The sequence below is a fragment of the Amycolatopsis sp. NBC_01286 genome, assembly GCF_035982555.1.
Classification (GTDB): Bacteria; Actinomycetota; Actinomycetes; order Mycobacteriales; family Pseudonocardiaceae; genus Amycolatopsis.
This window is the reverse complement of sequence record NZ_CP108428.1, coordinates 1,508,353-1,534,997: the sequence shown is the minus strand read 5'-3', so window position 1 is coordinate 1,534,997 and position 26,645 is coordinate 1,508,353. Positions and strand designations below refer to the sequence as shown.

The 26,645-nt window shown below is 72.0% G+C and carries 24 protein-coding genes; 10 read left to right on the top strand and 14 right to left on the bottom strand.

Features of this window, described 5'->3' with window-relative positions; genetic code table 11:
- Positions 1 to 73: 73 nt before the first annotated feature.
- The 3 genes from OG570_RS07245 to OG570_RS07235 all read left to right on the top strand — a co-directional run bounded on the left by OG570_RS07245 (position 74) and on the right by OG570_RS07235 (position 4,173).
- The gene (locus OG570_RS07245; RefSeq protein WP_326956034.1) at positions 74 to 1,786 is read left to right on the top strand and encodes a GMC family oxidoreductase; all 1,713 of its coding nucleotides are present in this window, start codon (positions 74 to 76) and stop codon (positions 1,784 to 1,786) included.
- A 10-nt stretch (positions 1,787 to 1,796) separates the two neighbouring features.
- Positions 1,797 to 2,519 carry a maleylpyruvate isomerase N-terminal domain-containing protein gene (locus OG570_RS07240; protein ID WP_326956033.1) on the top strand — a complete coding sequence of 241 codons (723 nt, stop codon included), beginning with the start codon at positions 1,797 to 1,799 and terminating at the stop codon, positions 2,517 to 2,519.
- A 118-nt stretch (positions 2,520 to 2,637) separates the two neighbouring features.
- Positions 2,638 to 4,173 (top strand): FAD-dependent oxidoreductase, encoded by a 1,536-nt coding sequence (locus OG570_RS07235; protein WP_442788252.1) that lies wholly within the window; start codon positions 2,638 to 2,640, stop codon positions 4,171 to 4,173.
- 1 nt (position 4,174) lies between these two features.
- Here OG570_RS07235 and OG570_RS07230 read toward each other — a convergent pair whose 3' ends face one another.
- Positions 4,175 to 5,620, bottom strand: a complete 1,446-nt coding sequence (locus tag OG570_RS07230; RefSeq protein ID WP_326956032.1) for an aldehyde dehydrogenase family protein — start codon at positions 5,618 to 5,620, stop codon at positions 4,175 to 4,177.
- 66 nt (positions 5,621 to 5,686) lie between these two features.
- Entirely contained in the window at positions 5,687 to 6,721 is a 1,035-nt protein-coding gene (locus OG570_RS07225) for a zinc-dependent alcohol dehydrogenase family protein (protein WP_326946071.1), read from the bottom strand.
- Positions 6,722 to 6,795: 74 nt separating this feature from the next.
- On the opposite strand from OG570_RS07225, the gene OG570_RS07220 reads away from it, so the two are divergent.
- A complete protein-coding gene (locus OG570_RS07220) occupies positions 6,796 to 7,404 on the top strand; it encodes a rhomboid family intramembrane serine protease (protein WP_326956031.1) in 609 nt (202 codons plus the stop codon).
- Between the two features lie 22 nt (positions 7,405 to 7,426).
- Here OG570_RS07220 and OG570_RS07215 read toward each other — a convergent pair whose 3' ends face one another.
- The gene (locus OG570_RS07215) at positions 7,427 to 7,897 is read right to left on the bottom strand and encodes a hypothetical protein (protein ID WP_326956030.1); all 471 of its coding nucleotides are present in this window, start codon (positions 7,895 to 7,897) and stop codon (positions 7,427 to 7,429) included.
- A gap of 92 nt (positions 7,898 to 7,989) precedes the next feature.
- Positions 7,990 to 8,535 carry a DinB family protein gene (locus OG570_RS07210; RefSeq protein ID WP_326956029.1) on the bottom strand — a complete coding sequence of 182 codons (546 nt, stop codon included), beginning with the start codon at positions 8,533 to 8,535 and terminating at the stop codon, positions 7,990 to 7,992.
- Between the two features lie 125 nt (positions 8,536 to 8,660).
- Here OG570_RS07210 and guaA point away from each other — a divergent pair, with 125 nt between their 5' ends.
- Positions 8,661 to 10,217: a glutamine-hydrolyzing GMP synthase gene (guaA, locus tag OG570_RS07205; protein WP_326946075.1), complete on the top strand. Its 1,557-nt coding sequence runs from the start codon at positions 8,661 to 8,663 to the stop codon at positions 10,215 to 10,217.
- 66 nt (positions 10,218 to 10,283) lie between these two features.
- On the opposite strand, the gene OG570_RS07200 is transcribed toward guaA, so the two are convergent.
- Both OG570_RS07200 and OG570_RS07195 read right to left on the bottom strand, forming a co-directional pair.
- A complete protein-coding gene (locus tag OG570_RS07200; protein WP_326946076.1) occupies positions 10,284 to 10,523 on the bottom strand; it encodes a hypothetical protein in 240 nt (79 codons plus the stop codon).
- Positions 10,516 to 11,811 (bottom strand): PspC domain-containing protein, encoded by a 1,296-nt coding sequence (locus OG570_RS07195; RefSeq protein WP_326956028.1) that lies wholly within the window; start codon positions 11,809 to 11,811, stop codon positions 10,516 to 10,518. The genes OG570_RS07200 and OG570_RS07195 overlap by 8 nt, the downstream gene beginning before the upstream one ends.
- Before the next feature lie 144 nt (positions 11,812 to 11,955).
- Between OG570_RS07195 and OG570_RS07190 the strand changes: the two genes are divergently transcribed.
- From OG570_RS07190 to OG570_RS07180, 3 genes are all read left to right on the top strand, one after another.
- Positions 11,956 to 12,579, top strand: a complete 624-nt coding sequence (locus tag OG570_RS07190; protein WP_326956027.1) for a restriction endonuclease — start codon at positions 11,956 to 11,958, stop codon at positions 12,577 to 12,579.
- A gap of 65 nt (positions 12,580 to 12,644) precedes the next feature.
- Positions 12,645 to 13,970, top strand: coding sequence for an ATP-binding protein (locus OG570_RS07185; protein ID WP_247060666.1), 1,326 nt, complete (start codon positions 12,645 to 12,647; stop codon positions 13,968 to 13,970).
- Between the two features lie 40 nt (positions 13,971 to 14,010).
- Positions 14,011 to 14,679 carry a response regulator gene (locus OG570_RS07180; protein WP_247060668.1) on the top strand — a complete coding sequence of 223 codons (669 nt, stop codon included), beginning with the start codon at positions 14,011 to 14,013 and terminating at the stop codon, positions 14,677 to 14,679.
- 130 nt (positions 14,680 to 14,809) lie between these two features.
- Here OG570_RS07180 and OG570_RS07175 read toward each other — a convergent pair whose 3' ends face one another.
- Positions 14,810 to 15,778, bottom strand: coding sequence for a DMT family transporter (locus tag OG570_RS07175; RefSeq protein ID WP_247060669.1), 969 nt, complete (start codon positions 15,776 to 15,778; stop codon positions 14,810 to 14,812).
- 103 nt (positions 15,779 to 15,881) lie between these two features.
- Here OG570_RS07175 and OG570_RS07170 point away from each other — a divergent pair, with 103 nt between their 5' ends.
- Positions 15,882 to 16,784, top strand: a complete 903-nt coding sequence (locus OG570_RS07170) for a LysR family transcriptional regulator (protein WP_326946079.1) — start codon at positions 15,882 to 15,884, stop codon at positions 16,782 to 16,784.
- On the opposite strand, the gene OG570_RS07165 is transcribed toward OG570_RS07170, so the two are convergent.
- The 7 genes from OG570_RS07165 to OG570_RS07135 all read right to left on the bottom strand — a co-directional run bounded on the left by OG570_RS07165 (position 16,781) and on the right by OG570_RS07135 (position 23,793).
- Positions 16,781 to 17,929, bottom strand: coding sequence for a serine/threonine-protein kinase (locus OG570_RS07165; RefSeq protein ID WP_247060671.1), 1,149 nt, complete (start codon positions 17,927 to 17,929; stop codon positions 16,781 to 16,783). The genes OG570_RS07170 and OG570_RS07165 overlap by 4 nt on opposite strands.
- Before the next feature lie 13 nt (positions 17,930 to 17,942).
- Entirely contained in the window at positions 17,943 to 19,577 is a 1,635-nt protein-coding gene (locus OG570_RS07160; RefSeq protein ID WP_326956026.1) for a serine/threonine-protein kinase, read from the bottom strand.
- A 215-nt stretch (positions 19,578 to 19,792) separates the two neighbouring features.
- A complete protein-coding gene (locus tag OG570_RS07155; protein WP_326946083.1) occupies positions 19,793 to 20,659 on the bottom strand; it encodes a hypothetical protein in 867 nt (288 codons plus the stop codon).
- A gap of 259 nt (positions 20,660 to 20,918) precedes the next feature.
- Entirely contained in the window at positions 20,919 to 22,193 is a 1,275-nt protein-coding gene (locus OG570_RS07150; protein ID WP_326956025.1) for a hypothetical protein, read from the bottom strand.
- A 335-nt stretch (positions 22,194 to 22,528) separates the two neighbouring features.
- The gene (locus OG570_RS07145) at positions 22,529 to 22,843 is read right to left on the bottom strand and encodes a hypothetical protein (RefSeq protein WP_326956024.1); all 315 of its coding nucleotides are present in this window, start codon (positions 22,841 to 22,843) and stop codon (positions 22,529 to 22,531) included.
- Positions 22,844 to 22,907: 64 nt separating this feature from the next.
- The gene (locus OG570_RS07140; RefSeq protein ID WP_247060676.1) at positions 22,908 to 23,204 is read right to left on the bottom strand and encodes a chorismate mutase; all 297 of its coding nucleotides are present in this window, start codon (positions 23,202 to 23,204) and stop codon (positions 22,908 to 22,910) included.
- Between the two features lie 163 nt (positions 23,205 to 23,367).
- Positions 23,368 to 23,793: a DUF1707 SHOCT-like domain-containing protein gene (locus tag OG570_RS07135; protein WP_326946085.1), complete on the bottom strand. Its 426-nt coding sequence runs from the start codon at positions 23,791 to 23,793 to the stop codon at positions 23,368 to 23,370.
- A 108-nt stretch (positions 23,794 to 23,901) separates the two neighbouring features.
- Between OG570_RS07135 and pcrA the strand changes: the two genes are divergently transcribed.
- A complete protein-coding gene (gene pcrA, locus OG570_RS07130; protein WP_326956023.1) occupies positions 23,902 to 26,319 on the top strand; it encodes a DNA helicase PcrA in 2,418 nt (805 codons plus the stop codon).
- Positions 26,320 to 26,645: the final 326 nt, after the last annotated feature.

The window sequence follows — 26,645 nt, the reverse complement described above, 5'->3', positions numbered from 1 at the left end:
GAAGCGTGCAGACGGGTGACTGGCCAGTAACTTACCTCTGGTCAGGAAGCGGACCCGGGGTTACGCTCAAGGTGTGACTGCCAGTAACACCACCACCAGTGCAGATGGTTTCGACTACGACGTCGTCGTGGTCGGGTCGGGTTTCGGCGGCAGCGTCGCGGCGCTGCGGCTCACCGAGAAGGGCTACCGGGTCGCCGTCGTCGAGGCGGGGCGCCGGTTCGCCGACGACGAGTTCGCGAAGACGTCCTGGGACCTCAAGCGCTACCTGTGGGCGCCGCAGGTCGGCTGCTACGGGATCCAGCGCATCCACATGCTCAACGACGTCATGGTGCTCGCGGGCGCCGGCGTCGGCGGCGGGTCGCTCGTCTACGCGAACACGCTCTACCGGCCGCTGAAGCCGTTCTACGCCGACCAGCAGTGGTCGCACATCACCGACTGGGAGTCCGAGCTCGCGCCGCACTACGACCAGGCGAGCCGGATGCTCGGGGTCGTCACGAACCCGACCATCACGCCGTCGGACGTCGTGATGCGCGACGTCGCGAAGGACATGGGCGTCGGCGACTCGTTCCACCCGACCCCCGTCGGCGTCTACTTCGGCAAGCCGGGGGAGAAGGCCGCGGACCCGTTCTTCGGGGGCGCCGGGCCCGCGCGCACCGGCTGCACCGAGTGCGGCGCCTGCATGACCGGCTGCCGCGTCGGCGCGAAGAACACGCTGGTCAAGAACTACCTGTACCTCGCCGAGCAGGACGGCGCGCAGGTCATCCCGCTCACGACGGTGACGTCGGTCCGGCCCCGGTCGGGCGGCGGCTACGACGTCGACCTGAAGAAGACCGGGACGACGTCCCGCCGGTTCCGGACGACCATCACGGCCGAGAAGGTCGTCTTCGCCGCGGGCACCTGGGGCACGCAGAACCTGCTGCACAAGATGAAGGACACCGGCACGCTGCCCGCGCTCTCGCGGCGGCTGGGTGAGCTGACCCGGACGAACTCCGAGGCGATCATCGGCGCCGCGCGCACCGACGTCGACGAGAGCCGCAACTTCAGCCGCGGGGTCGCGATCACGTCGTCGATCCACCCGGACGAGAACACCCACATCGAGCCGGTCCGCTACGGCAAGGGCAGCAACGCGATGAGCCTGCTGCAGACCATCGCCACCGACGGCGCCTCGCCGGTGCCGCGCTGGCGGCAGGCCGTCAGCTTCATGGTCAAGCACCCGCTCCAGACGGCGAAGCTGCTCAACGGCTACCGCTGGAGCGAGCGCACGGTGATCCTGCTGGTGATGCAGAGCCTCGACAACTCGATCACGACGTACACGAAGCGCGGCCTGTTCGGCCGGCGCAAGTACACGTCGAAGCAGGGCCACGGCGAGCCGAACCCGAGCTTCATCCCGGCGGGCCACGAGGCCAACGAGCGCACGGCCGACCGCATCGGCGGCCTCGCGGGCGGCACCTGGGGCGAGATCTTCGACATCCCGCTGACGGCCCACTTCATCGGCGGCGTCCCGATCGGCGCCACGACGGACGAGGGCGTGATCGACCCGTACCACCGGGTCTTCGGCTACCCGGGCCTGTCGGTGGTCGACGGCGCGGCGATCACGGCCAACCTCGGCGTGAACCCGTCCCTGACGATCACGGCCCAGGCGGAGCGGGCGTTCTCGTTCTGGCCGAACAAGGGCGAACCGGACGAGCGCCCCACACAGGACGTGCCGTACGTGCGGCTGGAGCCGATCGCACCGAAGAACCCGGCCGTCCCGGCGGACGCCCCGGCGGCCCTTCGGCGGTCCTAGACTCGGGCCCGTGACGACGGCATCGGAACAGGCATCCGGGAAGGCACACGCGCTGCTCGACGGCGTGCGGCGGCTCGACGACGAATGGGCCCGTGTGGCCGGCGGGCTCGGTGAGCCCGAGCTGCGCGCGCCGAGTGCGTTGCCCGGCTGGACGCGGGCGCACGTCGTGGCGCACGTCGCGCGCAACGCCGATGGCCTGCGCAACCTGCTGACCTGGGCGAACACCGGTGTCGAGACGCCGATGTACGCCAGCCCCGAGGCGCGCGAGACGGACATCGAGGCCGGTGCGCGGCAGGCGGTGCCGGACATCCTCGCGGACTTCGTCGCCTCGGCCGGGCGGTTCGAGCAGTACGCCGCGGCCATGCCGGACGACGCCTGGGCGCGTGAGGCCCGCAACCGCCAGGGTGGGCCCGTGACCGGCGCCGTCGTCGCGCGGATGCGGCTGTCCGAGCTGACCATCCACCTCGCCGACCTGGGGATCGGGCCCGACCTCGACCAGGTGCTGGCCCTGCTCGGCCCGCTCACCGAGGACGTCGTCCAGCACGCGATCACCTCCCGCGCTGCCCACCTGCCGGCGTTGCGCCTGGTCACCGACGGCTTCGAGTGGACGATGGGCGACGCGCCGACAGAGACCGTCACGGGCACGCCCGGCGCGTTGCTGGCCTGGCTGAGCGGCCGGTCCGACGGGTCCGCCTTGGACGGTGCCGTGCCGCGCGTTCCCGCCTGGTCCTGAACGCGCCGCGGCGCGGGCGCGTGTACCCATCGAGCCGGAGCGGCTCAGCGTGTTGATGTTCTCCGGCGGACCTAGACTGGCCGCGCCGGGTGCTTCCCCCGGGGCTGAGGAGTCCGATGTGGACAGCGAGCAGGACGCGGGACAACCCGCCGGACAGCCGGACGTCTACCCCCGTATGGACCTGGACCGAAGGGCGTTCCTCCGGATCGCGGGCGTTTCGGCGGTAGGCGCGGTCGCCGCGGCTTGCTCGACCGGCGGCAGCCCGGTGCCCGTGGGCTCGACCGCGCCCACCACCGCGCCCCCGGCCTCGCCGACGACCAGCAGGCCGCCGACCGGGCCGCCGAACTGGGACGACCTGCGCACCCGGCTGACCGGTGGCCTCCTCCGCCCGGGCGACGACGACTACGAGACCGCCAAGCACGCCTTCAACCCGCTCTTCGACGGCCGCAACCCCGTCGCCGTGGCCCAGGCCTCGACCGCCCGGGACGTGCAGGCGTGCGTCCAGGCCATCGCCGGCCGCGTGAGCATCGCCGCGCGCAGCGGCGGGCACAGCTACGCCGGGTACTCCGTGCCCGAGGGCGGGATGGTCATCGACCTGTCCGCGATGAACAAGGTGGAAGTCCAGGGCACCAAGGCCGTGATCGGTGCCGGCGCGAAGCTCAAGGACGTCTACGCGGCGCTCGGCGCGGCCGGGCGCGCGCTGCCCGCCGGGTCGTGCCCGACGGTCGGGATCGCCGGGCTGACCCTCGGCGGCGGCATCGGCGTGCTCGCCCGCAAGTACGGCCTGACCTGCGACCACCTCAGCTCCGCCAAGGTCGTCACGGCCGACGGCAAGCTCGTGACGGCGTCCGCGACGTCCGAGCCGGACCTGTTCTGGGCGCTGCGCGGCGGCGGTGGCGGCAACTTCGGCGTCGTCACCGAGTTCACCTTCGACACCGATCCGGCGCCGAACCTGACCGTGTTCTCGCTGCACTTCCCGGTCGGGTCGGCGGCCGACGTGCTCAACGCGTGGCAGCAGTGGATTCCCGCGATGCCGCCGGAGCTGTGGGCGAACCTGGTCGTTTCGGGCGGTTCGCCGGTCCAGTGCCGGGTCGGCGGCTGCTACGTCGGCGGCGCGTCCGGGCTGAACACGCTGCTGAACAACCTGACCACCAACGCCGGCGCGAAGCCGACGCAGCGCACCGTCCGCAGCCTCGACTACCTCGGCGCCATGAAGTACTTCGAGGGCAGCTCGGACCGCCAGTCGTTCCTCGGGTCGTCGCGGATCATCACGGCCCCGGTCGACGCGGCCAAGGTCGTCGCACTCGCCACCGGCCGCGCCGGCACCGACCTGCTCATCGACGGCCTCGGCGGCAAGGTCGGCGAACCGGCCAAGAACGCCACCGCGTTCTGGCACCGCGACGCGCTGGCCAGCGTGCAGGTCTACGCGCAGGCGACGGCGAAGAACCAGGCCAAGGTGAGCCAGTCCGTCGCCGACGTCGTCGCGGGCCTCGCCGCGGCCGGCGCGGGCGGCGGCTACGTCAACTACATCGACCCGGCCCTGCCCGACTGGAAGACCGCCTACTACGGCGACAACGTCAACCGGCTGCAGGACGTCGCGAAGAAGTACGACCCCTTCAACGTCTTCCGGTTCGGGCAGGGCATCCAGGTCTGAGTCAGAGGTCGATGCCGGTGAACACCGTGACGCGCTCCTCGGTGAGGTCGTGCATCGCGGCGAGCACGCCCTCGCGGCCGACGCCGGAGCCCTTGACCCCGCCGTAGGGCATCTGGTCGGCGCGGTAGGACGGCACGTCGCCGATGATCACGCCGCCGACCTCCAGCTCCGCCGACGCGTGGAAGGCCAGCTGGACGTCGGTGGTGAAGACACCGGCCTGCAGCCCGTACGCGGAGTCGTTGACCGACCGGAAGGCCTCGTCCACACCGTCCACAACGGACACCGCGAGCACCGGGCCGAAGATCTCCTCAGCCCACGCCTTCGTGTCCGGCGGGACGTCGGTGAGCAGCGTGGGGGCGACGGTCGCGCCGTCCCGCGTGCCGCCGGTGAGCAGCTTCGCACCCGCCGCGACGGCCTCGTCGACCCACGCGACGATCCGCTCGGCGGCGGCCTCGTCGACGACCGGGCCGACGTCGGTGTTGCGGTCGTACGGGTCGCCGGTCCGCTGCGACTGCACGGCTTCCAGCAGCTCCGGCACGAACTCGCCGGCGATCGCGGCGTCCACGATCACCCGCTGCACGGCGATGCAGGACTGCCCGGCCTGGTAGTTGCCGAAGGTGGCGATGCGGTGCGCGGCGCCTTCGGGGTCGGGCCAGTCGCGCAGCACGACGGCCGCCGCGTTGCCGCCGAGCTCCAGCACGACGTGCTTGCGCGGCGCGGCGTCGCGGATCGACCAGCCGACCGGGCCGGAGCCGGTGAACGACACGACCGGCAGCCGCGGGTCGGCGACGAGCGCCTGCGTTTCCTCGTTTCCCAGTGGCAGCACGGAAAACGCGCCCTCGGGCAGGTCCGTCTCGGCCAGGATCTCGCCGAGGATCAACGACGAGAGCGGCGTCCGCGGCGCGGGCTTGACGATGATCGGCGCGCCGATCGCGAGGGCCGGCGCGACCTTGTGCGCCACCAGGTTGAGCGGGAAGTTGAACGGCGCGATGCCGAGCACCGGCCCGCGCGGGACGCGGCGGGTCAGCGCCAGCCGCGCCTCGCCCGCGGGGTCCGTGTCGAGCCGCTGGACCTCGCCGGTGAAGCGGCGGGCCTCCTCGGCGGCGATGCGGAACACCGACACCGCGCGGTTCACCTCGGCCTCGGCCCACTTCAGCGGCTTGCCGTTCTCCGCCGTGATCACCTCGGCGATCTCGTCGGCGCGGGCGGCGAGGACCCGGGAGACGTGCTCGAGCGCGCCGGCCCGGACGTGCGCGGGCAGCCGTCGCAGCTCCTTCGCGCTCGCCACCGCGGCGACGACCGCGCGCTCGACCTGCTCCGGCCCGGGAACCGCGACCGTGGCGACCTCGCTGCCGTCGTACGGGTGGTGCACGACGAGGGTGGTCGCGCCCGGTTCGGGGCGGCCGGCGATCCAGGCGGGGCGCGGCTCGGGGGTGATCATGTCCATGCGTACCAACGTAATCCGGGTGGGGGCCCGGCCGAGTCGCACCCCGCCCACCCCCACCCGGACGGGTCACGGCTTGATGAGCACCTTCAGCGCCTCGCGGCCGGCCATGGCCCGGTAGCCGTCCGGGACGCCTTCGACGTCGATGGTCCGGTCGAAGACCCTGCCGGGCTGGTACTTGCCGTCGAGGACGTCCGGCAGCAGCTCGGGGATGTAGTGCCGGGCCGGCGCGACCCCGCCGGTGACGGTGACGTTGCGGCGGAACACGCCCACGCCGATCGGGCCCTCGTCGTACTGCGGCAGGCCGACGCGGCTGACCGCGCCACCCGCCCGCACGGCCCCGATGCCCATCTCGAACGCGCCCTTGGTGCCGACGCACTCGAGCACGGCGTGCGTCCCGTGGCCGCCGGTCAGCTCGCGGACCTTCTCGACGCCTTCGTCACCGCGCTCGGCGACGACGTCGGTCGCGCCGAACTCGCGGCCGAGGTCGGTGCGCGCCTGGTGGCGTCCCATGAGGACGATCCGGTCGGCGCCGAGCCGCTTCGCCGCGAGGACGGCGGAGAGGCCGACGGCGCCGTCGCCGATGACGGTGACGTTCTGGCCCGCGCTCACGCGCGCCTTCACCGCGGCGTGGTGGCCGGTCGAGAAGACGTCCGACAGCGTGAGGAACGACGAGAGCAGCGCGTCGTCCTCGGTGTGCGGGAGCTTGACCAGGGTGCCGTCGGCCTGCGGCACGCGCACGGCCTCGCCCTGCCCGCCGTCGACGCCCTTCGAGCCCCAGCCGCCGCCGTGCAGGCAGGACGTCTGGAGGCCTTCCCGGCAGAACTCGCAGGTGTTGTCGGAGTAGAGGAACGGGGCGACGGCGAGGTCGCCCTTCGCGACGGTCGTGACGTCGGCGCCGGTCTCCTCGACGATGCCGAGGAACTCGTGCCCGATGCGGCGGCCGTGCTCGCTCGGCTTCATGTCGGCGTAGGGCCAGAGGTCGCTGCCGCAGATGCAGGACCGCACGACGCGCAGGACGACGTCGGTGGGCTCGACCAGCTTCGGGTCGGGGACGGTCTCCACCCGCACGTCGCCGGCGCCGTAGATGACTGTCGCTCGCATGCAGGTGCCTTTCTCGGGTGGAACGTGACAAACGTCGGGGGTGCGACCACGTCGTCGCCCCTAGATTTTCCGTCATGACCACTCGCGCCGCAGCTCGCAACCCGTTCGGGGCCCTCGCCACCGGGCCCCGCCTGCCGGTGCTGACGGGCGTGGTCTTCCTGGTGACGCTGGCGTGCGGGATCGCGCAGCTGGTGCACCCGCCGCTGTACGACCACGTCGTGCGCGACGCCGCGCGCATCAATGATGGCGAGTGGTACCGCCTGCTCACCGGCATGTTCTTCCAGGACGCCTGGGCGTTCGGCCTGGTCTCGAACCTGCTCTGGCTGGCGGTGTTCGGCACGCTCGCCGAGCGCGCCTTCGGCCGGTGGCGGTGGCTGGTGCTGTACTTCGGCTGCGGGTGGTTCGGGCAGTTCATGAGCTACGTCTGGCTCAACCCGGTCGGCGCGGGCAACTCGATGTGCGTCGCCGGCCTGCTCGGCGCGCTGGCCGTGCTGGTCATCGTGGCGTCACGCCACTACGGCGTGGTGCTGCCGATGCAGTTCCGGGTGCTGGCGTGGGCGTTGCCGGTGCTGGCCGTGGTCGACACGGTCGTCCACGACAACCACGGCGTGCCCTGCCTGCTGGGCATGGCGCTCGGCTTCGCGCTCCTGCCGCGGCCCGTCGTGAGTGTTCAGGGCGGTTAGAACCGCCCTGAACACTCACGACTCAGTCCGGGTAGTGACCGCCGAGCTGCCGCCAGTGCGCGACCAGGTGCGGCTGCACGGGCACGGCGAGGATCTCGGCGAGGTCCGCCTCGGCCTTGCACGCGGCTTCCTCGGTGCGGTCCCAGTCCTGGGCTTCCCACCGGGTGTCCGAGCCGAGCACCCCCACCGGCTGCCCGCCCGCGCCGCTGCGCAGCTCCGCCCGGGCGTGGGCGGCGGCGATCCGGTCGCAGCGCAGCTCGTCGGCCCGGCCCAGGTCCTCGGTGTGCCGGGCGTCGAGGACGATCCCGCTGCCCGAGCGCACGCCGTGCCGGGCGGCGATCCGCAGGAGGTCGTTGCTGAACGCCCGCGTCTCGGCGGGCACCCACGACAGCCGTTCCCAGTCGGGCGGCGGCTGGTCGTCGGCGCGGCAGACCGCGTACCCGGGCACGTCACACCAGGTCAGCCGGCCGGACGGGCGGAGTCGGTAGAGCATGCGCGGGTCCCCCTCGGCGGCGGTCCCGGTCGGAGCCACCTTCCACCCGTTGAGTCGCACCGGCGGTGACTCGGCGTTACAAGGATCTTCGGTCAGCGGTTGCGGTAGAGGTCGCGCAGCAGCAGGACCTCGGCGCCGTGGTGGAGGGTCTCGCGGTTGATGTGCAGGACCAGCGTGGCCAGTGGTTCCGCGGCGTACGGGCCCTCCGCCGGGCCGCACGGCCGGGCGAGGCCCTCGGCGTCCAGCGCGCGCACGCCCGCGATCCAGCGGCCGTACAGCTCGTCGAGCTGGGCCAGCGCCTCGGCGGCCGTTCCCGGGTAGACGCAGGAGTCGTAGTCCATCGCCGGACCGCCGAAGTGGGACGCCGTCCGCATGCCCAGCACGCCGACCAGGATGTGGCTGAGCCGCCAGGCGATCGTCGTGACCGGGGGCGGTTCGGGCGCGGGGTGGGCGAAGTCGATGGTGAACTCGCCCGAGCCGGGTTCGTCGTCCGACTTGCGCGGCCGCACCGTCCAGCAGCCCGGCACCGGCTCCCACAGGTACTCGTCGTCCGTGAGGCCGTCGAGCTTCGGGCGGAAGAAGTTCTGCCAGTGGAAGTCGAGCTGGTCGGCGAGCTGGGTGGTCCAATCGACAGTCATGCCGCAGACCGTAGAGCCTTTCGCGGACAGCGGCTGTCCTCGTTCGACGGTGGGGGCGGGGCCCGGGTGACCCGGCCCACCTGGGACGATGGAGGCGAATCCCACCGTCGCCAGGAGGTTCCCAGGTGCCCAGTCCCACCGGTCCGGTTCTCGTCGTGGACTTCGGGGCGCAGTACGCGCAGCTGATCGCCCGGCGCGTCCGGGAGGCGCAGATCTACTCGGAGGTCGTGCCGCACAACGCGTCCGTCGAGGAGCTCCTCGCGAAGAACCCCTCGGCGATCATCCTTTCCGGCGGCCCTTCGAGCGTGTACGCCGAAGGCGCCCCGAGCATGGACCCGAAGCTCACCGAAGCGGGCGTCCCGATCTTCGGCATCTGCTACGGCCACCAGCTGCTCGCCAGCGCGCTCGGCGGCGTCGTCGAGCCGACCGGCGTCCGCGAGTTCGGCCGCACCGAGGTCCGCGTCACCGGCGACGGCGGTGTCCTGCACGCCGGCCTGCCCGCGCGCCAGCCCGCCTGGATGAGCCACAACGACAGCGTCACCAAGGCCCCGGAGGGCTCGGTCGTCACGGCCTCCTCCGACGGCGCCGTGGTCGCCGGCTTCGAAGACGTCGAGCGCCGCTTCGCCGGCGTCCAGTACCACCCCGAGGTCGCGCACTCGCCGCACGGCCAGGAGGTGCTGCGCCGCTTCCTGCACGACATCGCGGGCATCAAGCCGCAGTGGACGACGTCGTCGATCGTCGAAGAGCAGGTCCAGCGGATCACCGAGCAGGTCGGCGACGGCCGCGCGATCTGCGGCCTGTCCGGCGGCGTCGACTCCGCCGTCGCCGCCGCGTTGGTGCAGCGCGCCATCGGCGACCGGCTGACCTGCGTGTTCGTCGACCACGGCCTGCTGCGGGCGGGGGAGCGCACCCAGGTCGAGCAGGACTTCGTCGCCGCCACCGGCGTCAACCTGGTCACCGTCGACGCCCGCGACCGCTTCCTCGACGCGCTCGCCGGCGTCACCGACCCGGAGCAGAAGCGCAAGATCATCGGCCGCGAGTTCATCCGCGTCTTCGAGCAGGCCGAGCGCGACCTCAAGGCCGAGGGCGACTACCGCTTCCTGGTCCAGGGCACGCTCTACCCGGACGTCGTCGAGTCCGGCGGCGGCGAGGGCACGGCCAACATCAAGAGCCACCACAACGTCGGCGGCCTGCCGGACGACCTGCAGTTCGAGCTCGTCGAACCGCTGCGGCTGCTGTTCAAGGACGAGGTCCGCAAGGTCGGCACCGAGCTGGGCCTGCCGGAGACGATCGTCCAGCGCCAGCCGTTCCCCGGCCCCGGCCTGGGCATCCGCATCATCGGCGCGGTCGACGCCGAGCGCCTCGAGACCCTGCGCGCGGCCGACCTGATCGCCCGCGAGGAGCTGACGGCGGCCGGGCTGGACCGCAGCATCTGGCAGTGCCCGGTGGTGCTGCTGGCCGACGTCCGCAGCGTCGGCGTCCAGGGTGACGGCCGCACGTACGGCCACCCGATCGTCCTGCGTCCGGTGTCGTCCGAGGACGCGATGACCGCGGACTGGACGCGCCTGCCGTACGAGGTCCTGGAGCGGATCTCGACCCGCATCACCAACGAGGTCGCGGAGGTCAACCGGGTGGTCCTGGACGTCACGTCCAAGCCGCCGGGCACGATCGAGTGGGAGTAAGGCCTTAAGACGGACTCGAGGCCCCGGCGTGGGATCCGGGGCCTCGAGAGAGTGGTGTGTTTTGGCTCAGCGTCGGCGTTTGCCGCCGAACGACGCGCCCAGGAGCATCAGCCCCACGAACACCGCGCCGCCCGCGATCACCCAGCGGAAGTCGAAGTGCGGCAGCCAGCTCGCGCCGTCCGAGAGGACGTACGCCGAGATCAGCAGCGTCGCGACCCCGACGATCAGGGTGAAGAAGTCCACGCCGCGCCGCGCGGGCGCCGCCTCGGCGGGATTGTCGTAGGCGTAAGGGTTCTGGTCAGCCACGGCGCACCTCCACGTCGCCCACCGTGTTCGACACGTGCAGGGTGATCTTCTGGCCGCCGACGCCGTCGGTGCCGTAGTCCGTCCCGGTCAGCGAGTCCTGGCTGATGCCGTCCGTCGACCGGTTGAAGCACTCCGCCGTACCGGCGCCGGTACGGCAGTCGAACGTGACGTCCGCCGTGTCCGGCACGGTGATCGTCGAGTTGCCGGCGCCGTTGACCACGTTCGTGGTGATCGGCGAACCGACGGGCAGCTTGGTCAGGTCGAGGTCGATGTCGCCCGCCGCGTGCTGGTAGAGCGGCTTGACGTCGGTCGCCACGACCGGCGTCACGTTGAGGTCGCCGGCACCGCCGCGGAAGTCGAAGTTCTGGAACGGCGCCGTCGTCAGGATCATCCCGACGATCGCCAGCGGCACCGCGAGCCCGATCAGGCCCCGCCCGCCGCGGACGAACGCGCCGGTGACCAGGCCGATCCCGACCACCCCGAGCACCAGCCCGATGATGTGCTGCGCGGAGAACCAGGTGACGCCGTTGAGGTTCGCGAGCACGCCGCCACCGGCGGTCACGACGGCCAGGCCGAACGTCGCCGAGCCCACCTTCGAGCGGTGGCGGGGCACAGGTGCCTTGAACGCCTTGGGCGGCACGGGCGGCGGCGGTTCCCGGTAGGACGGTGCGTCGGGCAGGTCCCAGCCGGCCGGGTCGGCGGCGAGGGGGTCCCAGCCCCGCTGGGACGGCGACTGCGCTTCGGCGGTCGCGGTGTCGGTCATGGTGAAGGCTCCGTTCCCGGTGAAGGCCGCGGCCGGCGACCGCGGCGTGACCGGGGCCGGCCGGTTCTCGTGACCCCGGCTGCGGTGCAGCAGGTAGAGCGCGATGCCGAGCAGCGCGAAGCTGATGAGGCCGCCGCCGTCGAACCACGAGCCGCTGAAGCTCCCGCCGACGCTCACGACGGTCAGGATCGACAGCACCACGGCGAAGGCGGGCGACACCGACGAGCGCCCCCGCCCGATCAGCCCTTCGAAGCCCGAGACGTCGTCGCTCTCGCCGGGCAGGAAAAGCCACCCCAGCAGGTAGAAGGTCACCCCGAAGCCACCGAAGATCGTCGCGACCACCAGGGCGACCCGCACCACGACGGGATCGATCCCGTACCGGTTCCCGATCGCCGCGGCCACCCCGGCGACCTTGCGCCCACCGTGCGGCCGCCGCGGCCGGCTGCCCCAGAAGTCCTTGACGGTCTCCTCGAAGCCGTTCAACGGACTCGGCTTCGGTGCCCGTGTCTCACTCGCACCACTCATAGGCCAAAGCATGCGCGACGGCGGTCCCGGAGACATCCGGGAAGGACCCTGATTCTCCCCGGAGAGGGTCCCGGGGGCTTGGTCCGTAACGCGCGACGCCCGGCCGCGACCTTGTCACGAACGTCGGCGGACCGTGGAGGAGCAGTGGCCCGAAAACAGAACCCGGTCACGGGGGCCGGTTGCGCCGTGGCCGCGCTGGGCGTCTTCGTGGTCGCGGTGGCGGCGGCCGCGGTGCTGAGTGTGGTCGCGGCGCACCCCGTCGCGTCGATCGTCACCGGCAGCGCCGTGCTAGGCGTGACGATCTACCTGCTGGTGCTGTGGCAGCAGTCGCGCGCCCGCACGGCGCGGCAGGCCTGGGAGCTCGACGTCGCCCGCTCGCAGGAGATCGCCCGGTACCACGCGATGGGATCAGGCGAGTTCGAGCGAGCGCTGGCCTTCCTGTGCACCCGCGACGGTTGTGCGCACGCCCAGGTCACCGGCCGCGCCGGCGACCTGGGGGCGGACGTCGTCGCCTTCGCTCCCGACGGGCGCAAGATCGTGCTGCAGGCCAAGCGGTTCGGCGCCACGAAGAAGGTCACCAGCCCGGACCTGCAGCGCTTCGGCGGTACTTGCTACACCGTGCACGGGGCCGGCGTCGCCGTCGTGGTCACCACCTCGACGTTCACCGAGCCGGCCCGGCAGTACGCCGCGCACCACGGCATCCGGCTCTTCGACGCGCACGGTCTCGCCGCGTGGGCGAGCCGCACCGGGCCGGCGCCCTGGCACTGACCCTGGAAGCCGCGTCGATCCACCGGATCAGGGGGTTTCCCCGATGCACCCCCACGTCCGCGCGTGTGACCATGGACGGCGTGCAGGAGTCCCACGACCAGGTCGTCGTCCCCGAGACGGTGACGCAGGCCGTCACCGTCCCGCCCTCGCCGAAGATGTTCCGGCGCCGGTCCGGGCGGGCGATCGCCGGCGTCGCCGGTGGTCTCGCCGATCACCTCGGCGTGCCCGTTGTCTGGGTGCGGACCGGGTTCGCGCTGCTGGCCGCCCTCAACGGCGCCGGCCTGCTCGCGTACGGCCTGCTCTGGGTGTTCGTCCAGCAGCAGTCCGAAGAAACCGCGAGGACGCCGACGTCGAAAGAGCGTCAGCAGGCGTTCGGGCTGATCGCGCTGGGTGTCGGTCTCGCCGTCGCCAGCGGGACGCTCACCGGGTTCATCAGCGGCTGGGTCGCCGTGCCGCTCGCCGTCGCCATGATCGGTGCGGCCGTCGTCTGGCGCGAGGCCGACGAGTCGCAGCGCCGCCGCTGGCGCACCGGCGCGAAGGACAGCGTCGCCGGCGCCTTCCTCGGGGGCGGTGGCTGGTCGGCGGCCATCCGGATCGTCGCCGGCGTCGCGCTGGTGATCACCGGCATCGGCGTCGTCGTGCTCCGCAGCGGCAGCCTCGACCAGGTCCAGTTCGCGCTGATCGCGGTGATCGCGACGCTGATCGGCGTCGCCGTGCTGACCGTGCCGTTCTGGCTGCGGCTGGTCCGCGACCTGTCCGACGAGCGCAAGGCCCGCATCCGCACCGACGAACGCGCCGAGATCGCCGCCCACCTGCACGACTCCGTGCTGCAGACGCTGGCGCTGATCCAGAAGCAGAGCGAGCAGCCGCGCGAGGTCGCGCGCCTCGCCCGCAGCCAGGAACGTGAACTGCGCGGCTGGCTCTACGGCCCGAACGGCTACGGCAAGCCCGTCGAGAAGACCGCCGAAGGTGAAGAGACCCAGACTTCGGGACAGCTGTCCGAAGCGCTCGCGACGGCGTGCGGCGAGGTCGAGGACACCTTCGCGATCTCCGTCGGCCAGGTCGTGGTCGGCGACGCCGAGCTGGACGAGGCGCTGATCGCCCTGGTCCAGGCCGCGCGCGAGGCGATCGTCAACGCCGCCAAGCACGCCGGGGTCGAAGAGGTCAGCGTCTACGCCGAGGTCGAGCCGACGTCGGTCACGGTGTTCGTCCGCGACCGCGGCAAGGGCTTCGACCCGGACGTCGTCCCGGGCGACCGCCACGGCCTCGCCGACTCGATCCGCGGCCGGATGACCCGCCACGGCGGCACGTGCAAGCTGCGGACCGCGCCGGGCGAGGGCACCGAAGTGCAGCTCGCCATGCCGGTGAAAGCGGGCAAGGGGGCGGCGTGAGGCGGCTATGCTCGGGGGCCAGGGCCAGTGAGGGAGAGTCGTGACGGATAGCAAGCGGGAACCGGTCAAGGTCTTCCTCGTCGACGACCACGCGTTGTTCCGCGCGGGCGTCCGCACCGAGCTCGACTCGATCACGGACGAGGTCCGCGTGGTCGGCGAGGCCGGTTCGGTCGCCGAGGCGGTGGCCGGGATCGCCCGGACGAAGCCGCAGGTGGTGCTGCTGGACGTTCACATGCCCGACGGCGGCGGCGCCGAGGTGCTGCGCCGGGTCCGCCCGGAGCTGCCGGACATCGTGTTCCTGGCGCTCTCGGTGTCGGACGCCGCGGAAGACGTCATCGCGGTCATCCGCGCCGGCGCCCGCGGCTACGTCACGAAGACGATCTCGTCGAAGGAACTGGTCCGCGCGGTGGTCCGCGTCTCGGACGGCGACGCGGTGTTCTCCCCGCGGCTGGCCGGGTTCGTGCTGGACGCGTTCGCCGACCGCCCCGGTTCGGCCCCGATCAACGACCCCGAGCTGGACCTGCTGACCCCCCGAGAGCGCGACGTCCTGCGGCTGCTGGCCCGCGGGTACGCGTACAAGGAGATCGCGTCGGAGCTGTTCATCTCGGTGAAGACGGTCGAGACGCACGTGTCGAGCGTCCTGCGGAAGACCCAGCTGTCGAACCGCTACGAGCTGTCCCGCTGGGCCTCCGACCGCCGCCTGGTCTGACCGCAACCCGTCAGCCGCCACTTTCACCAGGAAAGATGCACGATCCGGCCCTCGAGGCGTCACTTTCTCTAGGAAAGATGCGTTTTGGGCTGCGCGAACGGGCCGTTCGTGACGGCACTCCGAGGGAGCGTCAGTCCGCCAGAGGAGCGAGAGGCCTGGACGTGCGGCCGGTGGTGTCGTCACCAAGCCCATCCGCTTGGTCACCGGGCTCCTCCAGGACCCCTCGCTCCGGCTTCTGGAGCCGGGTCAACGCGACGCCGCCGAGGACGACGGCCATTCCCGCGATCACCCGCAGGTTCAGCTGCTCGCCCAGGAACACCGCGCCCAGCAGCACCGAGACCACCGGCAGCAGGTACCCGACCACCGAGGCCGCCACCGCGCCTTCGCTCGCCAGCAGCTGGTAGTTCAGCGCGAACGCGATGCCCGTCGAACCGATGCCGAGCACCAGCATCGCGAGCAGCGGCCCCACCGAGAAGTGCACCGGCGTGAACCCGCCCGCCGGCAGCGCCAGCAGCAGGAACCCGCTCGCGATCAGCATCTGCCCGGCCGAGAGCGCGTACGGCGACAGCGGAGTCCCCGACAGGTACTTGCCCTCGTAGACGAACGCGAAGCCGTAGCTCGCCGCCGCCGCGAGGCAGGCCAGCGCGCCCCAGCTCAGCAGGCCCGACGCCTGCCACGGCGCGAAGATCAGCAGGATCCCGCCGAGGCCCACGAGCAGCCCGGCCAGGCGCGTCCCGGTCATCCGCGACGACGTCCCCATCATCGGCGCCGCGAGCAGCACCCACAGCGGCGTCGTCGAGTTCAGCACGCCGGTGATCCCGGAGTCGACCGTCGTTTCGCCGATCGCGAAGAGCAGGAACGGCAGCGCGTTGTGGAAGAACGCCGCGACGGTCAGGTGCCCCCACGTCCGCCGGTCGCGCGGCAGCCGGGCCCGCTGCAGCTTGCACAGCAGCAGGAGCATGGCCGCGCCGAGCACGAGCCGCGCCAGGACCAGCTGCACCGGCGAGAACATCCCCAGCCCCAGCTTGATCCAGAAGAAACTCGAGCCCCACATCAGCGCCAGCGCGGCGATCCTGAGCAGGGTCTTCGTCTCGCCCACCCCTGTCCTCCTTCAACGATCATCGTCAGCTTCGCGCCCACGAGACGTAAGGACAAGCGCAAATAACTGCAGGAACACTTAAGCCGAGCTGTACGATCGGGCCATGCTCGACGTCCGCCGCATGCAGGTCCTCCGCGCCGTGATCACCAGCGGTTCGATCACCGCCGCGGCCCGCAACCTGGGCTACACGCCGTCCGCGATCAGCCAGCAGCTGTCCGCGCTCGAACGCGAGGCGGGCACCGAGCTGCTCGAACGCGTCGGGCGCGGCGTCCGGCCGACACCGGCGGGCTCGCTGCTGTCCGAACACGCCGAGACGCTCAGCACCGAGCTCGCGCGGGCCGAAGCCGCGCTGACCGAGCTCAAGGAGGGCCGCATCGGCCGCATCACCATCCGCTACTTCGCGACGGCCGGCGCGTCGCTGGTCCCGCCCGCCATCGCCGCGGTCCGCCGCGAGCACCCCGGCGTGCGCCTCGACCTCAAGCTCGTCGAACCCCTGGACCCGCTGGCCGACGTCGAGTCGGGCGAGGCCGACGTCGCGATCACCGTCTTCCCGCGCAAGACCCCGCCCGGCAAGGGCGTCGAGCTGGTGCACCTGCTGGACGACCCGTACCGGGCCGTGCTGCCGAAGACCCACCCGCTGGCCCGCAAGCGCGTCATCGACCTGACGGAGTTCGCCGAGGAGCCGTGGGTCGGGGTCGACGGCATGCCCGGCGTCTGCCGCGACATCCTGCTCGGCGCGTGCGCGCAGGCCGGCTTCGCGCCGAACGTCGTCGTCGAGTCCGAGGACTACCAGACGGCGCAGGGGTTCGTGGCCGCCGGCATCGGCGTCGGGCTGATCCCGGAGCTCGGGCTCGGCTCGCAGCACCCCGGCGTGGTCGTGCGCAAGATCCGCCACCCGGAGCCGATCCGGGCGATCCACGCCGCCGTCGCGTCACGCGCCTGGGGGCACCCGGCCGTCCGCACACTGCTCGAAGCGATGCGCGCGGCGACCGCGAAAGTGGCTTAAACGAAGAACAGTTCCGAGACGAGGATGCCCACCAGCACGGCCGCGAGGATCGCGGCCACGGTGATCAGCGTCTTCTTCGACACCGGGAGGTTCCACTCGTCCGTGGCCGCCGCCTGCTGCGAGGCCTGCGAGGACTGCGGAGCCGGCGACTGGGGAACCGGTGCGGGCACGTACTGCGTCGCCTGCTGCGACGGCGGCACCGGCTGCATCCGCTGCGTCTCCTCCGCCGAGGAGTAGCCGGGCGCGGGCGTGTTGAGCGGGATCTGCTGCTGGTACTGCGGTCCCGACGGCGGCGGCGGTGCCGCGGGCGTGTGCGCCGGGTTGAAGGGCGGGGGCGGCGGGGGTGGTGGCGGCGGGATCCCGGGCGCGGTCGGCGGGATGAACGCCGTCTCCCGGCCTTCGGTGATCGCGCTCAGCGCCCGGACGGTGTCCGCCATCGTCGGCCGGGTCGCCGGGTCCGCTCGCAGCATCTTGCGCAGCGCCGCGGTGAGCACGCCGGCGTTCTGCGCCGGGCGCTCCGAAGACTGCCCGTCGTCGCCGAACGGCGGCACGCCCTCCACCGAGGTGTAGAGCGTCGAGCCGAGGGAGAAGACGTCCGCAGGCGGCGACGGCGGCAGGCCGCGCGCCACCTCGGGGGCCACGTACGCCGGGCTCGGCCCGCCGCCGCTGATGCCGATGTCGGTGAGCTTCACGCCGCCGTCGTCGGCGAGCAGCACGGTGCCCGGTTCGAGCGTGCGGTGCACGAACCCGGCCGCGTGGATCGCGGCGAGCGCGTTGCCGAGCTGGATCCCGAGCGCCGCCGCCTGGTCCGGGGTGAGCCGGCCGTGCTCGGCGAGGAACGTCGCCATGCTGCGCGACGGGATGTACTCCATCACCAGCCAGACGTCCTGGCCCTCGGGCAGCACGTCGAACACCTTGATCGCGGACGCGTGCTCGATCCGGGCCGCGTCCTTGCCCTCCTGCATCGCGGCCGCGCGCGCCTGCTCGGCGCGGTCGCCGGCGCCGACCGGGAGGTACATCCGCTTCATCGCGACGGTGCGGAACAGCCGCGTGTCGAACGCCAGCCACACGATCCCGGCGCGGCCGCGGCCGATCGGCTGGTCCAGCCGGAACCGGCCGCCGACGATGGTGCCTTCGGAACTCAACACAAACCTCTGGTTACGGCGTGACGGGCGTGGATGTCGGGGGCGTGCTCGACGGCGGCGGTTCCTCGCTGGTGGTCGGCACGGACGTCGTCGTCTTCGGCGTGGTCTTCGGAGTCGTCTGCTGCGGCTCGGTCTGCCGCTGCGTCGTCCGCTTCGACGACGAGGTCGCTTCCTCGGTCGTCGACGGCAGTGTCACCGTATCCGTCGGCTCTTCGGTCGTCGACGGCAGCGACTCCGTGGTAGCGGCGACCGTCGGCCTGTTGCTCGACGCCGGAGTGACAGGCGCCGCCGGGTTGTTCGGGCTCAGCAGCCAGACGCCCAGCGCGACCAGGCCGATGACCACGATGCCGCCGATGATCGCCGGGCGCTTCCAGGCCCCGGGCTTGTCGTCGTCGTCCGGCGGCGGGCTCGCCTGCGGCCGCTGCCGCGGGGGAGGCGGCGGCGGGGCCGGCTCGTCGTCGAAGTCGTCGTACTGGTCGTCCGCGTACGGGTCCTGCTGGCCGTGCGGCGGCACGGGCACCGCGCGGGTCGCGGCGAGGCCGGGCGGGACGCCGCCGGTCGAGGCGTACCGGCGGTCCTCCGGGTACTGGTCGTACCCGTCGTAGTCGTCCTCGGGGTAGCCGGTGCCCTCGGCGTAGTCGTCATCGTCGTAGAACGGCACGGCCTGCGTCGGCGCCGCGCCGCCACCCAGCAGCGTGCCGGAGTGGCCCGCGGGGATCTCGTCGAACATCTGGGTCGCGCCGGGGTCGGCGAGGGCGGCCGCGCCGAGCACGCCGGCCGCGGGGGCCAGCACGGTCTCGTCGGCCGGGCCGCCGAGCGGCAGTTCGCCCCGCGCGACGGCGGCGAGCAGCTCCTCGCACTCCTCGGCGGTCGGCCGGTGCTCGATGTCCGGGTGCAGCAGTACGGCCAGGACGCTCGCCAGCGGCCCGGACTGGCGCGGCGGGTTGATCTGCCCGGCGGCGACGGCGTGCAGCAGGCTCAGCGTGTTCTCGGACAGGCCGAACGGCGGCTGGCCCTCGCACGCGGCGTAGAGCGTGGACCCGAGGGAGAACACGTCGGACTCCGGACCGGGATCACCCCCGATGGCGACCTCGGGGGCCAGGTACGCGGGCGTGCCGGCGATCATCCCGGTCTTGGTGACCGTGACGTCGTCCTTGGCGCGGGAGATGCCGAAGTCGGTGATCTTCACGACGCCGTTGCCGCCGAGCAGGATGTTGCCCGGCTTGATGTCGCGGTGCACGATGCCGACCGCGTGCGCCTCGCGCAGCGCCGCGGCGACCTGGGCGCCGATGCGCGCCACCTCGGTCGGCGGCAGCGTGCGGCGTTCCTGCAGCACGGCGGCCAGGCTGGTGGAGTTGAGGTACTCCATGATCAGGCACGGCTGGCCGTTGTCGTCGGTGACGACGTCGAACACGGAGATGGCGTTCGGGTGGTGCAGCCGGGCCGCGATCCGGCCCTCGCGCATGGTGCGCTGGCGGGCGTCCTCGGCGTCGTGCTCGTCCAGGTGGGAATGGAGCAGGAGCTGCTTGATGGCCACGGTGCGGCCCAGGACTTCGTCGTGCGCCTGCCAGACGGCCCCCATCGCGCCCGTGCCGATCCGGCCGTCGATGCGGTACCGACCGGCGACCAGGCGACCCTCGTCGCTCACGCGACCTCCCTTTGGGCTCCGACTTCACCAGGGCGTGAGGATGGGTTCCCGGTGACGCGGCCAGGCGCACGCCGCTTCGCTGGAGCGTATGCACATGTCGTGGGCTGTGTGCCGGCATTTCCGAGACCGACGCGTGACAAGGCTAGGCGCTCACTCTGCGCACACGAATCCGGTACAGGCACTTGAACCACGGGTGAAGGAGTGATCGCGCTGGGCTACATGTATTGGGCGGACACGAGCTCGGCTTCGGTGATCAACCCGCCCGTGTCGGCGACCCGGAACAGCTGGGTCACGCGCACCAGCGCGCCGTCCGGCCGGTGGAGCGTGGCGACCGCGACGATCGAGCCGTCCGGCTTGATCTGCGTGTCGGCTTCCTGGACGTCGATGGCGTCCATCGCGCTCCAGGTGCGGACGAGCTCACCGGCCGCGCCGTCGGCCAGCGTCGGGCTCAGCAGGGCCAGCGCGCCGTCCGAGTTCTTGGCGATCGCGGCGTAGAAGTTCTTGACGGCCTGGATCTTCCGGGTCGCGCTGCGCGGATCGGCCGCCGCGTCCGGCACCGTGGTGTCGGACTTCGGGGCCGCCTGCGGCTGCGGGCTGCCACCGGACGTCGACTCCTGGGCCGACGGCGCGCCGCCGGAGTGCGTGCCCTGCGGCGTGGTCGGGCCGGACTGCTCCGGCGCCCCGCCACCGGCCTGGCGCTGCGGGACGGCGAGGCCGCCGAGTTCCGCGGCGCCGGTGAAGTCGGCCGGCGTGGCCGCGTCGCCCGCGGAGACGGCACGGTGCGCGCTGGTCAGCATGGGTGCGGCGATGACGGCCCCGGCGACGAGCGCGCCGGCCGCGAGGAGCCCGGCCAGCTTGGCCCGGCGGGCGAAGCGGCTCTCCGGCTCACCCTGGTCAACGGCCTGCTCGGCGTCGCGGACCGGTTCCGGGCGCGGCGGCAGGAACTTCTGCGGATCACGGAAGACCTGCTCGAGATAGTCGCGATCGGCGTCACCGACGCCGTCGAGAATCTCGGCCGGGATCACGTCCTCGACGCGGACGGCGTTGGGTGCCTCACGCCGAGTGCGCTGCCGATCAAGCACGAAAGTCCTCGCTCTGGGTTCCGGGGACGGGCACTCGGCCGTTCGGCCGGATGTCCGTTGCTCCGGATGGCCGACTTGTGACCGGATCCGGAGCCGCTGTCGCCAGGTAACCCTGTGCGGACGGCAATCGCCAGGCTCTGTCGCCGGAATGCCGTCGCGATACGACGAGCGGCAGCTTATGTCACCCACCCGGACCAGGCATAACCGCTGGGCGCACCGCACGTGCATCGGAACGGGCGAACCGCACGTGCAAGATCGACTACTGACCGTCGCTGCTGATCTTGTCGCCGTCCCCGAACGTCAGCGTGCGCTCCTCGATCGTCTTGGTCCCGTCATCGTGCGTGATCTCGACGGTGTTCACCGTGACGCCGCGCTGCTGGTCGATGCTGACCTTCTTGACCTCGAAGTACGCGATGCCGGCGTACCGCTCGGCGAGCGCGTGCGGGCCCTGGTCGTGCAGCTCGCCGGTGGTCACCGTCGACGCCGTGCCGGGGTCGGTCGTGACCGTGTTGAAGAACTTCTCCGAGTTGTCGCCCAGCGTCTGGACGTCGGGCGGAAAGGAGTACCACCACGGCGCTTTCACGGGGGTTTCGCGCTCGGCCGCGGTGACCGGCGGCTTCTGCGGGAGGCCGCTCGTCGTGGCCGTGTCGCCGGTGGTCGTCGACCCCGAAGAGCCCGAAGAGTGTTCGGGGGGCGGCGGGACCGTGCCGTCGACCGGCCCGGCGCCCCCGCCGCTGCTCGTCCTGGTCGCGTCGTCCTGCTGCTGTGGCGAAGTGCTGTCGGGGCCGGCCGCGGACGCGCCCGGGCGGGAGGTCGGCTGCTGCTGCCGGTCGCCGCCGCCGTTCACCGGGTCGTCGACCGTCGGCGCGCCCTGGTAACCCGGCCACGCGCCTTGGACGGCCTGGTCCATCGGTGGTTTGCCCATCAGGAAGGACCCGGCGAACAGCAGGCCGACGACCACGGCACCGGACGCGCCCGTGGCGAACCAGGCCGCCTTCCGCCACGTCTTCGGCGGGGTCACCGACGCGGGCACCGAGCCGATGGTGAAGCCGCCGAGCCCGTCGATGGCGTCGATCGGCGGGGCGGCGTAGATCCGGACCTCGTCGTCGTCGGGCTCCGGGCAGCGCGGCTTCGGGGTGGCGAGCGACACCCGGGTGCGCCGGGCGGCCTGTTCCGCGCGGGACTCGGTGTCGGGCATCGAGACGGGTCCCGTTCCCGGGCCCGGGTCGCCGAAGCCGGGGGCAGCGGGGATCTCGGGGACCGCGGGGGTCTCGATCAGCGGCAGGTTTCCCTGAGCGGCGGGGAAGAGCGCGGGCCGCCGGTCGCGCGGCTGGGGCAGCAGCGGCCGGCTGGGCTGGGGGAGCGGGAGCGAGCCGGACACCGGCACGTCGATCGGCGCCGTGTCGTCCGCGCAGTGCCGCACGGGGCGGTACGGCGGCGCCGTCGGCGTCCAGCCGTCGGTGACGCCCTGCCGGTGCCGTCCGGGGTGCGCGGGGGCGGTGCCGCGGCCGTGGAACTCCGTGCCGTTGCTCATGCGGACTCGACCACCCGCCGGTCCGGGTCTGACGCCGGCCGGGGCCGGGTCAACCCGAACGGAGCACCCTCACGCGCGGAATCCTGTTCGGAATCCTGCGCAGATGCACGCGCATGCGAGAATGGACGCGCGGGGCCAGTGCCCCCGCGCGCCTTCCGGGCGTCGCCCGACCCAGGCGCAAGGGTCCTCACGGCGTCAACCCTAGGAGCATCCGGCGTAGAAAGTCGCCCCCAAACCTGCAAGTTGCAGAGGTTTCACTCGGTCGGGCGCGACCGAAAGGGGGAGACGGGCGCTGCGAAACTTCACGCAGCGCGATCGCCGCAGCTCAACGGGATTCAGCCGCCGGTGCGGTAGCGATCCCGGGTCGACTGCAGCGCCTTCGTGGCCACCACGCCGCTACCCGCAGCGACGATGATCGCGAAGATGTCGAGCGTCGTTCCCCCGGCCGTGAGCAGCCAGGCGAACAGTGACGCCGCAGTGGTACCGCCGGCAACCGCCCACCGGCCGCGGACGTACTGCGCGACCGGAGCACCGCCGGCACGCTTACCCGCCGCGTTGTTGAGCAGGGCCAGATAACCCACATGGCCCAGTGCGGCCAGCACGCTCGCGAGAGCGACGATGACGGCGATGAGGTTCACGATCCAGTCCATGGCCCCAGTCTGCCCGTACCGGGGCCACCGGTGCCTCGGGGAAGACCCCGAATTCGGTCAACCGTTACCGGCCGAGCCGCCCGCGGCCCAGGTTCAGCAGCGCCATGGCCAGCTGACGGCCGTCGGGACCCAGCTCGCGGTAGCGCGCGAGGACGTCCATCTCGCGGTTGTAGACGATGCGCGTGCCGCCGGCGGCCATCCGCGCCGCCCCGATCGTCTTGGACACCTCGACCCGGCGCTTCACCAGCCGCAGGATCTCCTTGTCGAGCCAGTCGATCTCCTGCCGCAGCGACGCGATGTCGTCACCGGCGGGAGTGTCCTCGGCGGGCTGGCCGTCGGCGTTCGTCGCTTGTGCGTTCATCGGGAACCTCTTCCTTGAAGCCCGGATCCGGCCCCAGGGACGGCGACAGCCCCGGGTCCGTGGACTCCGGGGCTGGCGTGATGGCGGGTTCGGGCACTACGCGATCACGGGAGCCGGGGTCCGGGTCCCGTAGAAAAATCGCTTTGCGTGGTGCCGCATGGGTTCAGTATGGCACAGGCGTCCGGACGCGTTCCCGTGCCGAGCGGACCCCGGCATGAATGAAGAGGCTCGCCGCGAGCCAGAACATCGGGAACGCGGGCCAGAAGAACCCGGCGCCCAGCACGGCCCACCGCACGATCGCCACCACCGCGATGGCGACCACCACGGCTAGGTGCAGCCGCAGCGCCGGATGGCGGCGCAGCGCTGCCATGGAGAGCGGGAAGCCGGGCCACTGCGGCACGGGCCGCGGCAGGTCGGCGGTGAGTGCGGTCAGCTCGTCGGTGAACCGCGCGGAATAGACGTGGGTGAGGCGCTCTTCGACCTCGTCGAGGGTGAGCCGGCCTTCGGCGCCGGCGGACTGGACGGTGGTGGCGACGCGCTCGCGATCGGCGTCGGCGGCCCGGATGCGGGCGGGGCGGATGTCTTCCATACCCGCCGATGCTCCGCGCGGCGGGCCGGCGGCGCGTCGGACGCCAGGCGACATCTCCCGCTACGCCTGGCGCGGTAGCCCACCCGCCCGGGGTAGCGTGGACAGGCGATGGACACCCTCTTCGATCTCCCCGCCGAGACCCCCGCGCGCAAGCCCGCCTCCGGCGGGCAGGCCGATCTGCTCGACGACCTGAACCCCGCCCAGCGCGAAGCCGTCACCCACGCCGGTGGCCCGCTGCTGGTCGTCGCGGGTGCGGGCTCGGGCAAGACCCGGGTGCTGACCCGCCGGATCGCCTACCTCCTCGGGCAACGGCACGTGCACCCCGGCGAAATCATGGCGATCACCTTCACCAACAAGGCCGCCGCCGAGATGCGCGAGCGCGTCGCCGCGCTCGTCGGGCGCCGCGCCAACGCGATGTGGGTCTCCACGTTCCACTCGATGTGCGTGCGGATCCTGCGCCGGGAAGCCAAGACGCTGGACATGTCGTCGAGCTTCTCCATCTACGACTCGGACGACACCAAGCGGCTCATCACGCTCGTGGCGCGGGACCTCGACATCGACCCGAAGCGCTACGCCGCCCGCACGCTCGCCATCCACATCTCGAACCTGAAGAACGAGCTCGTCGACCCGGACGAGGCGGCGGCCAACGCGGCCAACGACCTCGAACGCCGGGTCGCCGAGGTCTACGTCGAGTACCAGCGGCGGCTGAACCAGGCCAACGCCTTCGACTTCGACGACCTCATCATGCGCACGGTCTCGCTGCTGCAGGCGTTCCCGGCCGTCGCCGAGTACTACCGGCGGCGCTTCCGCCACGTGCTGGTCGACGAGTACCAGGACACGAACCACGCGCAGTACACCCTCGTGCGCGAGCTGGCCGGGACCACGCCGAACGAGTCGGGCGTCGAGCCGGCCGAGCTGGTCGTCGTCGGTGACGCGGACCAGTCGATCTACGCCTTCCGCGGCGCGACGATCCGGAACATCGAAGAGTTCGAACGGGACTTCCCGAACGCGCACACCATCCTGCTGGAGCAGAACTACCGCTCCACGCAGACGATCCTGTCCGCGGCCAACGCCGTCATCGAGCGGAACCCGAACCGCCGCGCGAAGCGGCTGTGGACCGACTCGGGCGACGGCGAGAAGATCGTCGGCTACGTCTCGGACAACGACCACGACGAAGCCGCGTTCGTCGCGAACGAGATCGACGCGCTGGCGGAGAAGGGCGAAGCCGACTACTCCGACGTCGCCGTCTTCTACCGCACCAACAACCAGTCCCGGGTCTTCGAAGAGATCTTCATCCGGCTCGGCCTGCCGTACAAGGTCGTCGGCGGCGTGCGGTTCTACGAGCGCCGCGAGGTCCGCGACATGATCGCGTACCTGCGCGTGCTGGCGAACCCGGAGGACACGGTCAGCCTGCGGCGCGTGCTGAACGTGCCCAAGCGCGGCATCGGCGACCGCGCCGAAGCCGTCGTGGCGACGCACGCCGAGCGCGAGCGGATCTCGTTCGCGCAGGCGCTGCGCGACGCCGTCGAGGACAAGGTGCCGCTGCTGAACCCGCGCTCGGTCAAGGCGATCGGCGGGTTCGTCGCGATCCTCGACGAGCTGGGCACGATGATCGCGGACGGCGCCGAGGTGCACGACGTCCTCGAAGCGGTGATGGACAAGACCGGCTACCGCGTCGAGCTCGAGGAGTCGGAAGACCCGCAGGACGCTTCGCGCGTGGAGAACCTGACCGAGCTCGTCACGGTCGCGCGGGAGTTCACCGAGCTGACCGCCGAGATCGTCGCGGACGAGAACGCCGAGCTGATCGTCGACGAAGGCGTCCCGGCGCCGGGTTCGCTGCCCGCGTTCCTCGAGCGCGTCTCGCTGGTCGCGGACGCCGACTCGGTGCCGTCGCCCGACGGCGGCGAAGAAGGCGACGGCGGCGCGGGCGTGGTCACGCTGATGACCGTGCACACCGCGAAGGGCCTGGAGTACCCGGTCGTGTTCTGCACGGGCTGGGAGGACGGCGTCTTCCCGCACATGCGGGCGCTGGGCGACCCGGCCGAGCTGGCCGAGGAGCGGCGGCTCGCGTACGTCGCGATCACGCGGGCCCGCAAGCGGCTCTACGTCTCGCGCGCGATCACGCGGTCGGCGTGGGGCCAGCCGTCGATGAACCCGGCTTCGCGGTTCCTGGACGAGCTGCCGCCGGACCTCGTCGACTGGCGGCGCCTGGAGCCGTCCAACCGCGGTTTCGGGTCCTTCGGCAGCGGTTCGCGCGGCACGCCGCGGGCGGCGACCACGTGGGGCAACCGGTCGTCGTCGCCGTCCGCTTCGTCCCCGGGCGTGAGTTCCTTCGGCAAGGGCTGGAAGGACACGGTGGCGCTGAAGCTGGACGTCGGCGACCGCGTCAGCCACGACAAGTACGGCCTGGGCACGGTGGTTTCGTGCGACGGCGTCGGCCCGCGCGCGACGGCGACGATCGACTTCGGCGCGGCCGGCAAGGTCCGGCTGATGCTGATCGGCAGCGTCCCGATGGTGAAGCTCTAGCCCGGTCATCGGCCCTGTTCAGGGCCGCACCACCCGTCCGAGTGATTCCGGCGGCGATCTCCGCGATCGCCGCCGGAATCGTCGTACCCCACCGGTAGAACTGACCCCGTGATCGAACACGGGTTCGACGAAGGGGGAACGTGGTGTGGACGCGGTGCTGTTTGGGCTACTGGCCGAAGGGGTACGAAAATACTTGCGAGGAGTCCTGGAGACGACGGTTCCGGATCGGGGTCGGGAGCCATCGGGGGCTTCGGGAAGCACCTCGCGTGCGGGAGCGGAGGCGTGCCGGCTGGCCGCCGCCTGGCGAGCGCTGCTCAGGCAGCACG

What these genes read in the sequence shown, in the direction of transcription:
- OG570_RS07230 (WP_326956032.1), bottom strand. Translation starts at nt 5,620, where the DNA reads ATGGACATGATCACCCCCGAGCCGCGCCCCGCCTGGATCGCCGGCCGC.
- OG570_RS07225 (WP_326946071.1), bottom strand. Translation starts at nt 6,721, where the DNA reads ATGCGAGCGACAGTCATCTACGGCGCCGGCGACGTGCGGGTGGAGACC.
- OG570_RS07220 (WP_326956031.1), top strand. Translation starts at nt 6,796, where the DNA reads ATGACCACTCGCGCCGCAGCTCGCAACCCGTTCGGGGCCCTCGCCACC.
- OG570_RS07215 (WP_326956030.1), bottom strand. Translation starts at nt 7,897, where the DNA reads ATGCTCTACCGACTCCGCCCGTCCGGCCGGCTGACCTGGTGTGACGTG.
- OG570_RS07210 (WP_326956029.1), bottom strand. Translation starts at nt 8,535, where the DNA reads ATGACTGTCGATTGGACCACCCAGCTCGCCGACCAGCTCGACTTCCAC.
- OG570_RS07195 (WP_326956028.1), bottom strand. Translation starts at nt 11,811, where the DNA reads ATGAGTGGTGCGAGTGAGACACGGGCACCGAAGCCGAGTCCGTTGAAC.
- OG570_RS07170 (WP_326946079.1), top strand. Translation starts at nt 15,882, where the DNA reads ATGCTCGACGTCCGCCGCATGCAGGTCCTCCGCGCCGTGATCACCAGC.
- OG570_RS07150 (WP_326956025.1), bottom strand. Translation starts at nt 22,193, where the DNA reads ATGAGCAACGGCACGGAGTTCCACGGCCGCGGCACCGCCCCCGCGCAC.
- OG570_RS07145 (WP_326956024.1), bottom strand. Translation starts at nt 22,843, where the DNA reads ATGGACTGGATCGTGAACCTCATCGCCGTCATCGTCGCTCTCGCGAGC.
- OG570_RS07140 (WP_247060676.1), bottom strand. Translation starts at nt 23,204, where the DNA reads ATGAACGCACAAGCGACGAACGCCGACGGCCAGCCCGCCGAGGACACT.
- OG570_RS07135 (WP_326946085.1), bottom strand. Translation starts at nt 23,793, where the DNA reads ATGGAAGACATCCGCCCCGCCCGCATCCGGGCCGCCGACGCCGATCGC.
- pcrA (WP_326956023.1), top strand. Translation starts at nt 23,902, where the DNA reads ATGGACACCCTCTTCGATCTCCCCGCCGAGACCCCCGCGCGCAAGCCC.